This is a genomic window from Isoptericola croceus, assembly GCF_029382255.1.
GTDB classification, from domain to species: domain Bacteria; phylum Actinomycetota; class Actinomycetes; order Actinomycetales; family Cellulomonadaceae; genus Isoptericola; species Isoptericola croceus.
Map to the genome: position 1 here is coordinate 1 of NZ_JARLLG010000017.1, position 8,036 is coordinate 8,036.

7 protein-coding genes are annotated in these 8,036 nt (G+C 71.6%); 6 read left to right on the forward strand and 1 reads right to left on the reverse strand.

Features of this window, described 5'->3' with window-relative positions; translation table 11 throughout:
* Positions 1–31: 31 nt before the first annotated feature.
* Positions 32–727, reverse strand: coding sequence for a hypothetical protein (locus tag PZC42_RS20510; RefSeq protein ID WP_277213907.1), 696 nt, complete (start codon positions 725–727; stop codon positions 32–34).
* 109 nt (positions 728–836) lie between these two features.
* On the opposite strand from PZC42_RS20510, the gene PZC42_RS20515 reads away from it, so the two are divergent.
* The 6 genes from PZC42_RS20515 to PZC42_RS23615 all read left to right on the forward strand — a co-directional run.
* Positions 837–2,000 (forward strand): PucR family transcriptional regulator, encoded by a 1,164-nt coding sequence (locus PZC42_RS20515; RefSeq protein WP_277213908.1) that lies wholly within the window; start codon positions 837–839, stop codon positions 1,998–2,000.
* 97 nt (positions 2,001–2,097) lie between these two features.
* Positions 2,098–3,069 carry an ACP S-malonyltransferase gene (locus tag PZC42_RS20520; protein ID WP_277213910.1) on the forward strand — a complete coding sequence of 324 codons (972 nt, stop codon included), beginning with the start codon at positions 2,098–2,100 and terminating at the stop codon, positions 3,067–3,069.
* Positions 3,066–4,076, forward strand: coding sequence for a beta-ketoacyl-ACP synthase III (locus PZC42_RS20525; RefSeq protein WP_277213912.1), 1,011 nt, complete (start codon positions 3,066–3,068; stop codon positions 4,074–4,076). The genes PZC42_RS20520 and PZC42_RS20525 overlap by 4 nt, the downstream gene beginning before the upstream one ends.
* Positions 4,077–4,180: 104 nt before the next feature.
* A complete protein-coding gene (locus tag PZC42_RS20530; RefSeq protein ID WP_277213914.1) occupies positions 4,181–4,429 on the forward strand; it encodes an acyl carrier protein in 249 nt (82 codons plus the stop codon).
* 91 nt (positions 4,430–4,520) lie between these two features.
* Positions 4,521–5,771 carry a beta-ketoacyl-[acyl-carrier-protein] synthase family protein gene (locus PZC42_RS20535; RefSeq protein WP_277213915.1) on the forward strand — a complete coding sequence of 417 codons (1,251 nt, stop codon included), beginning with the start codon at positions 4,521–4,523 and terminating at the stop codon, positions 5,769–5,771.
* A gap of 129 nt (positions 5,772–5,900) precedes the next feature.
* Positions 5,901–8,036 (forward strand): choice-of-anchor G family protein (locus tag PZC42_RS23615; RefSeq protein ID WP_277213917.1); only part of this gene is annotated, 2,136 nt, incomplete at its 3' end.

Sequence of the window (8,036 nt, forward strand, 5' to 3'; positions counted from 1 at the left end):
CCGTCGTCGTGCGTCGGATCGACGCGGTGCGCTACGTGGGCGAACCGGGACTGACGTCGGCGCCCTCGGCGGCCTCGACCGCCGCGACGAGCTCGGGACGCATCTCGGCCACGGCCGCCGTGGCCGGGTGGTCCGCGAGAGTTGCCAGGTGCTGCCGGGCCTCGAAGACGCGATCCGCCTCGAGCGCCGCGAGCACGAGCTGGCGGCCCACCTCGGGCGTCTGCTCGCGCACCCGCCAGTGCCCGATACCCAGCCCGATCGCCTCGATCGGCATCCCGGCGTCGCGCAGGATCTGCAGGCCTTCGGCGAGAGCACTGCCGGTCCGCTCCCGCTCGGCCGCCGTGGCGAACCGGCGTGACGCACCCTCAGGGTCCTCGGTCACCGAGAGCCGTCCGAGCTCGAGCAGCGGACGCCACGCCTTGGGGTTGCCGGCGAGCTCCTCGGCCAGCGCCCAGACGGCCAGGTCGGCCTCCCGTTGCCGGTCCGGATCCTCGTCGGGGGCGGTCAGCGGGTCCTCCGTCGAGGGCTCGACCGCCCGCCGCCGCACCACCTCGGCCAGTGCGTCGAACGCGCGGGCGTCGTTCGGGTCGTCGTGCAGCATCGCACGCAGGGCGTCCTCGTGGAGGGTGTCACCGAAGCGGGGCGTCTCCGTCGGACGCCGTGTCCCCACACGCGACGTGGAGCGCTGCCGGCGGAGAAGCTGACGGAGTCGGGGCATCAGAGCCATGCCTCGACCATATCGGCTGTGGGCTCCCAAGGCCGGGCCAACGTGCGGACAGGCCCTCGATGCCGGGCCATTTGTGCACTCCCCACAACGTTGGCTCTATCCTCGAGACATGCCGACCTCGACCGTCTCGCGCGACGAGAACGTCCAGCGCGTCCGCGAAGGCCTCGGCCTGCTCACCGCGGCAGCCATGCGCCGCCTCGACGAGGAGGTCGCCTGGTACCGCCAGCTCCCCGCCGAGGACCGCTCCTACGTGGCACTGGTCGCCCAGACCGGCATCAACGCGTTCGCCACCTGGTTCGCGGACCCGAAGCAGACCCCGCACGGCGTGGGCGAGATGTTCGCGGCCGCACCACCGGAGCTGACCCGCTCGATCTCCCTGCAGCACACGCTCCAGCTCGTGCGCCTCATGGTGGACGTCGTCGAGGCGCACTCCGACCAGATCGCCTCCCCCGGCTACGAGCGTGAGCTGCGGGAGGCCGTGCTGCGCTACTCGCGCGAGGTCGCCTTCTCGGCGGCCGAGGTCTACGCCCGCGCCGCCGAGGTGCGCGGCGCGTGGGACGCCCGCCTGGAGGCCCTGGTGGTCGACGCCATCGTCCGCGGGGATACCGACGACGCCCTGCGGTCCCGCGTCTCCGCGCTGGGCTGGACCGGGCGCGGCCAGGTGATCGTCGTCGTCGGCGAAGCCACGTCCGGCCTGGACGACGTCGGGACCGCCGACCTGCGCCGCGCCGCCCGGCGCGCTGCCGGCGACACGCTCGTGGGCATCCACGGCGACCGGCTCGTGCTCGTCCTCGGGGGCGAGGGCGACCTGGTGACCTCGGCGAGCTCCCTGATCGGGCGGTTCGGCCCCGGTCCGGTGGTGTTCGGCCAGGTCGTGTCGAGCATCACGGAGGCGCCGGCGTCGGCGCGCTCCGCCCTCGCGGGACTCGCCGCGGCACCCGCGTGGCCCCAGGCCCCCCGCCCGGTGCTGGCCGACGACCTGCTGCCGGAGCGTGTCCTGACCGGCGACCGCACCGCGCGCCGGATCCTCGTCGCGCAGGCCTACCGTCCCCTGCAGGAGGCCACCGGTTCGGTCCTGGACACGCTGTCGGCCTACCTCGGGACGGGGCGTTCGCTCGAGGCGGCGGCCCGCCGGCTCTACGTGCACCCCAACACGGTCCGGTACCGCCTGCGCAAGGTCTCGGAGATCACCGGCTGGGACCCGCTCGACGCGCGCGAGTCGTTCGTGCTGCAGGTGGCTCTGGCGCTCGGTCAGCTCGGTCCAGAGGACTGAGCCGCCGACGGCGGTTGAGGATTCCCACAACCGCCCACGGTGAGGTTGGTGGGGGTCGCGACGCTCCGGCGGGTGGTCCAGGTGGCACCGTGGTCATGTGCTCGCCGTCGTCTGCCCTGGACAGGGCTCTCAGACCCCCGGGATGCTCAGCCCCTGGCTGGAGCTGCCCGGCACCACCGACCTGCTCGACTCCTTCTCCGCAGCCGCCGGTTGCGACCTGACGCTGCACGGGACGTCGTCGGACGCGGAGACCATCCGTGACACCGCCGTCGCCCAGCCGCTCATCGTCTCGGCCTCGCTGCTCGCGCTGCGGACGATCCTGGACGGGCGCGAGGCGACCGACGTCGTCGACGTGACGGCAGGACACTCCGTCGGCGAGCTCTCCGCGGCCGCGGTCGCCGGCGTGCTCGACGACGCCGGCGCGGTCGGGCTCGTGTCGCACCGTGCGCGGGCGATGGCGGACGCCGCGGCGGCGACCCCGGCGGGGATGAGTGCCGTCGTCGGCGGCGACCCGGACGAGGTCCTCGCGGCGATCGAGGCCGCGGGCCTCTTCCCCGCCAACGTCAACGGTGGCGGGCAGATCGTCGCCGCCGGCGACAACGAACGCCTCGCCAACCTCGCCGAGAACCCGCCCGCCCGGACCCGGGTGATCCCGCTCCCGGTGGCCGGCGCCTTCCACACCCCGTTCATGGACACGGCCCGCGCCGCCTTCGAGAGCGTCGCGACGACCTGGCTCGCCACCGACCCGCGCCTGCCCCTGCTGAGCAACGCCGACGGCGGCGACTACGCCACGCTGGGCGAGGGCTCGCACGGCCACGGCCGGTCCACCGACGTCCTGGCCCGGCTCACCGCCCAGGTCACCGCACCGGTCCGCTGGGACCGGTGCCAGGAGACCCTCGCCGAGCGCGGCGTCACCGGCATCCTCGAGCTCGCCCCGGGCGGGGTCCTGACGGGACTCGCCAAGCGGTCGCTCAAGGGCGTCGAGTCGGTGGCCGTGAAGTCGCCCGACGACGTCGAGGCCGCCCGCGACCTCATCGCGCGGCACTCCGCCGTCGGCGGTGCGGCGTGAACGCCCGCAAGGTGCTGCGCCAGGCCGAGCCGGTCCGGTACTCCCGGCTCCTCGCCGTCGCCGCCGAGCGGGGCAGCGAGATCGTCACCAACGACGACGTCGCCGGCCCGATCGACTCCTCCGACGAGTGGATCCGGCAACGCACCGGCATCATCACGCGCCGTCACGCCACGACGGACGTCGACGTGCTCGACCTGTCCGAGGCGGCCGCACGCAAGGCGATGGACGCCGCAGGCCTGGTCGGCGCCGACATCGACGCCGTGATCCTGTCGACGATCACCTATTTCCACCAGACGCCGTCCGGTGCCGCCGTGCTGGCCGACCGTCTCGGGGCGACCCCGGCCGCCGCGTACGACATCTCGGCGGCGTGCGCCGGCTACGCCTACGGCATCGGGCAGGCCGACGCCCTGGTGCGCTCCGGAGCCGCACGGAACGTCCTGGTCATCGGCGCGGAGAAGCTCAGCGACTTCGTCGACCCGACCGACAGGTCGATCTCGTTCCTGCTGGGCGACGGCGCCGGCGCCGCGATCGTGGGCCCTTCCGACACACCGGGCATCGGCCCGACCGTCTGGGGGTCCGACGGCTCCAAGGCGCAGGCGATCCGTCAGACGCACTCGCTGCAGGAGCTCGCCGCCGACAGCGCGCTCGGCATGCCGACGCTCCGCCAGGACGGCCAGACCGTCTTCAAGTGGGCGAGCTTCCAGATGGCACCGATCGCCGCCAAGGCGATGGCCGAGGCCGGCGTCGAGCCGGACGACCTCCAGGTCTTCGTGCCGCACCAGGCGAACATGCGGATCATCGACCAGATGGTCAAGCAGCTCAGGCTGCCCGAGTCCGTGGTCGTCGCCCGCGACATCGCCGACTCCGGCAACACGTCGGCGGCGTCGATCCCGCTCGCCACCGAGCGCCTGCTCCGCGAGGGGCAGGCCCGCTCGGGCGACCTCGCGCTGCAGATCGGCTTCGGTGCCGGTCTGGTGTACGCCGCCCAGGTGGTCGTGCTGCCGTAGCAACGCCCCGTAGAGTCCGAACCCGGTGATGCGAGAGAATCGCACTGCCACACCCCGACCCGGTGCCGGACGGCCGGTACCCTGTTCAAGGAGATACGCACCCCATGGCTCACACCGCTTCCGAGATCCTCGAGGGCCTTGCTGAGATCGTCGCCGAGGAGACCGGTCTGCCGACCGACGCCGTCGTCGCCGAGAAGTCCTTCACCGACGACCTCGACATCGACTCGCTGTCGATGATGACGATCGTCACCCACGCCGAGGACAAGTTCGGCGTCCGCATCCCGGACGACGAGGTCAAGAACCTCGCGACCGTCGGCGACGCCGTGAAGTTCATCGAGGGCGCCCAGGCCTGAGGCTCCGGCCCACGCTGCGCGGGCGGGCCCGACCGGCCCGCCCGCGCAGCCCTTGCACACCACCGCACGCACCGAACCCAGGAGCTCCACCATGACCGCTGCTGCCTCGCGCGAGGTCGTCGTCACCGGCCTCGGCGCCACCACCCCGCTCGGCGGGGACGTGCCCACCACGTGGGCAGCCGCGCTCGCCGGTGAGTCGGGCGCGCGGACCATGGAGAACGACTGGTCGGAGAAGTACGGGATCCCCGTCACGTTCGCCGCGACGATCAAGGTCAAGCCGGAGGAGGTCCTCCCCCGCCCCGAGATCAAGCGGATGGACCCCTCCACGCAGTACGCGATGATCGCCGCCCGCGAGGCCTGGCAGGACGCCGGCGCCCCCGAGGTCGACGGCGAACGGCTCGGCGCCGTCGTCTCCTCCGGCATCGGTGGCATCTGGACCACGCTGGACGGCTGGGACACGCTCCGGGAGCGCGGCGCACGCCGGCTGCTGCCGATGACCGTCCCGATGCTCATGCCGAACTCTCCGGCGGCCTACGTGTCGCTCGAGTTCGGTGCACAGGCCGGAGCGCACGCGCTCGTCTCGGCCTGCGCCTCTGGTGCCGAGGCGATCGGCTACGGCATCGACATGATCCGGGCCGGTCGCGCCGACGTCGTCGTCTGCGGCGGCACCGAGGCGACGATCCACCCGATGCCGATCGCGGCCTTCGCCGCGTCGCGCACCCTCTCGCTGCGCAACGACGACCCGGCCGGTGCCTCCCGCCCGTACGACGTCGACCGCGACGGGTTCGTCATCGGTGAGGGCGCCGCCGTCGTCGTCCTGGAGAGCGCCGAGCACGCCGCAGCCCGCGGAGCACGGGTCTACGCGCGGCTCGCCGGCGTCGGGCTCTCGGCCGACGCCTACCACATCACCTCCCCCGACCCCGACGGCAAGGGGCAGGTCGCGGCGATGCGGCGCGCGCTCGCCGACGCGGACGCGACCGGCCCGGACGTCGTGCACGTCAATGCGCACGCCACCTCCACCAAGGTCGGTGACCTGACGGAGACCCGGTCGATCCGCACGCTCCTGGGTGCGGACGCCGACCACGTGCAGCTCTCCGCGACGAAGTCGATGACGGGGCACCTGCTCGGCGGCGCGGGTGCGCTCGAGACGCTGTTCGCGGTCAAGGCCGTGCACGAGCGCCTCGCTCCCCCGACGATCAACGTCGCCACCCCCGACCCGGAGCTGCAGGTCCCGCTGGTCCGCGACACCCCGTCGGCGCTGCCCGACGGCGACATCGTGGCGATCAACAACTCCTTCGGGTTCGGCGGCCACAACGTGGCACTCGCCATCACCAACGCCTGACGCAGTGGGGTCAACGCCCCGCGGGTGAAGTTTCTGGGTGAAGTTCCCTCCGGTCGCCGACGTGAGATGCCTCACGTAGCGTCATTGCCGCAAGCGACTAGTGATCGGCAACTGCCTAGGGGGCACTTCATGGCCGCACAGCGTCAGCAGCACGAGCACGCCAGTCGACGACCGGCGAACTCACCGCCTCCACGTCAACGACGACGATGGAGGCACGCCAATGCCAAGGGCGCGACGGCTTTCGCTGTCGCAGCGGGCGTCGCGGGTGCCGCGGCCCTCGCCGGCATCCCTGCCGCCCAGGCGATTCCGACCGACGACACCGAGGCACTGGGCAAGTTCCTCGGTGGCAGCACCGCACTGGTCGATCTCGATGACCTCGCGACGGTCGAAGGAGCGCACGCCGAGCACCCGTCCGGCAGCTCGCTCGAGACCAGCCCGATCACCGCAGGGGTGCTCAACGCCCTCGTGGTCGACGTGGGCGGTCTCCCGCTCTTCGGGGACACCGGACTCATCGAGTTCGGCGCCGTGAACCAGTACGCCGCCGCTGACGCGGACGGTGCGACCGCAGCATCTGGAGCGGTCAACGATCAGGGCACCATCGAGGTCGGCGGCTCCGAGGACTTCCCGGCCAATGCGAGCGTCTCGCTGACGCCACTGCTCGCAGATGCCGGGCTCGACGACGTGCTCTCGCAGTTCGACCTCGAGATCGGTGCGGTCTCCGGCACGGCCGACTGGCCGGTTGGTGGCGCACCGACGGGCGACTACCAGATCGACGGCGCGACGATGGTGATGGAGAGCCCGGCGGTCTCCGGTATCGCCACGCTGGTAGACGACGAGGTCGTGCCCGTGGTGGACGACGCCGTCGCCTCGCTCGTCGGACCGGACGGGCTCCTGGCCGACGCCCTTGGCACCATCGGCGACCTGGACGGAGTGCTCGCTGCGCTCGGTTCCGATCTGACGGTCGACTCCGCGATCGACCTCGATCTCCCCACGGCTCTCGCTCCCGTGCTGGACGACGACTTCGGCGAAGACGGTGTGGTGATCAATGTCGGGGCGGGCACCATCACCGTGGACCTGGAGACCCTCCTGGGCGGTCCGGGGTCGCTCAACGACCTCGACCCCAACACCGAGGTGTTCTCCGCTGCGACCCTGGCGCTCATCAACGACGGCCTCGCCTCAGCGCTCGACGATCTGACGCTCGCACTCGTCAACGCTGTCGACACGGCTCTCATGTCGGCTGGCCTGACGTTCACTGCTGAGGGCAGCATTCTGGGCGGTCTGACCGCGCTGAACATCACTCTCGACAGCACGGTCGGCGATGTCGTCGACGGCACGGTGGACCCTGGCGATGCCTCCATCACGGTCTCGCTGCTCGGCGTTCCCGTCCTCCTCCCGCTCGATGACCTCGTCAACGCGTTGGCCGGACCGCTGAACGACGTGCTCTTCGACGAGACGACGGGCCTTGTCAGCACGCTGGCAAGCACCATCAGCTCGACCGTCGTGACCCCGACTCTCGAGATCCTGGAGCCGGCGATCGAGGCGCTGGGCGGCGTCGTGAGCCTGGTGGCGAACGTGCAGCTGCAGCCCGGCGACATCGAGGCGCACGACCCGACGGGGACGGAGTCCTTCACGCAGCGGGCACTGACCCTCACGCTGCTGCCGGGCGACCCGCTCGCCCAGGTGAACCTCGCCTCTGCCTCGGTTCGCGCCGTGCAGGCCGAGCTCGACCTGGCCGTGACGGTCACGCCGAACGTCGCCGAGCCTGGCGACACGGTGACGGTCGACGGGACCGGATACACCCCGGACTCGACGGTGACCGTCGAGATCCGCGACTCCGAGGGCGTCGTCATCGTGACGGTCGAGGATGTGCCCACGGACTCCGAGGGCAACTTCACCACGGACGTCGAGATCCCCGACGGGACCCTTGAGGGTGACTACACCGCGGTGGGTATCGACGACACCACCGGTGGTGAAGCCGAAGACGCCCTGACCATCGTCGACGAGGGCACCGAAGTTGATGGTGTCGAGGTTGACGGCGTTGAGGTCGACGGCGTTGAAGTTGACGGTGTCGAGGTCGACGGCGTTGAGGTCGACGGCGTTGAGGTCGACGGTGTCGAGGTCGACGGCGTTGAGGTCGACGGTGTCGAGGTCGACGGCGTTGAAGTTGACGGTGTCGAGGTCGACGGCGTTGAAGTTGACGGTGTCGAGGTCGACGGCGTTGAAGTTGACGGTGTCGAGGTCGACGGCGTTGAAGTTGACGGTGTC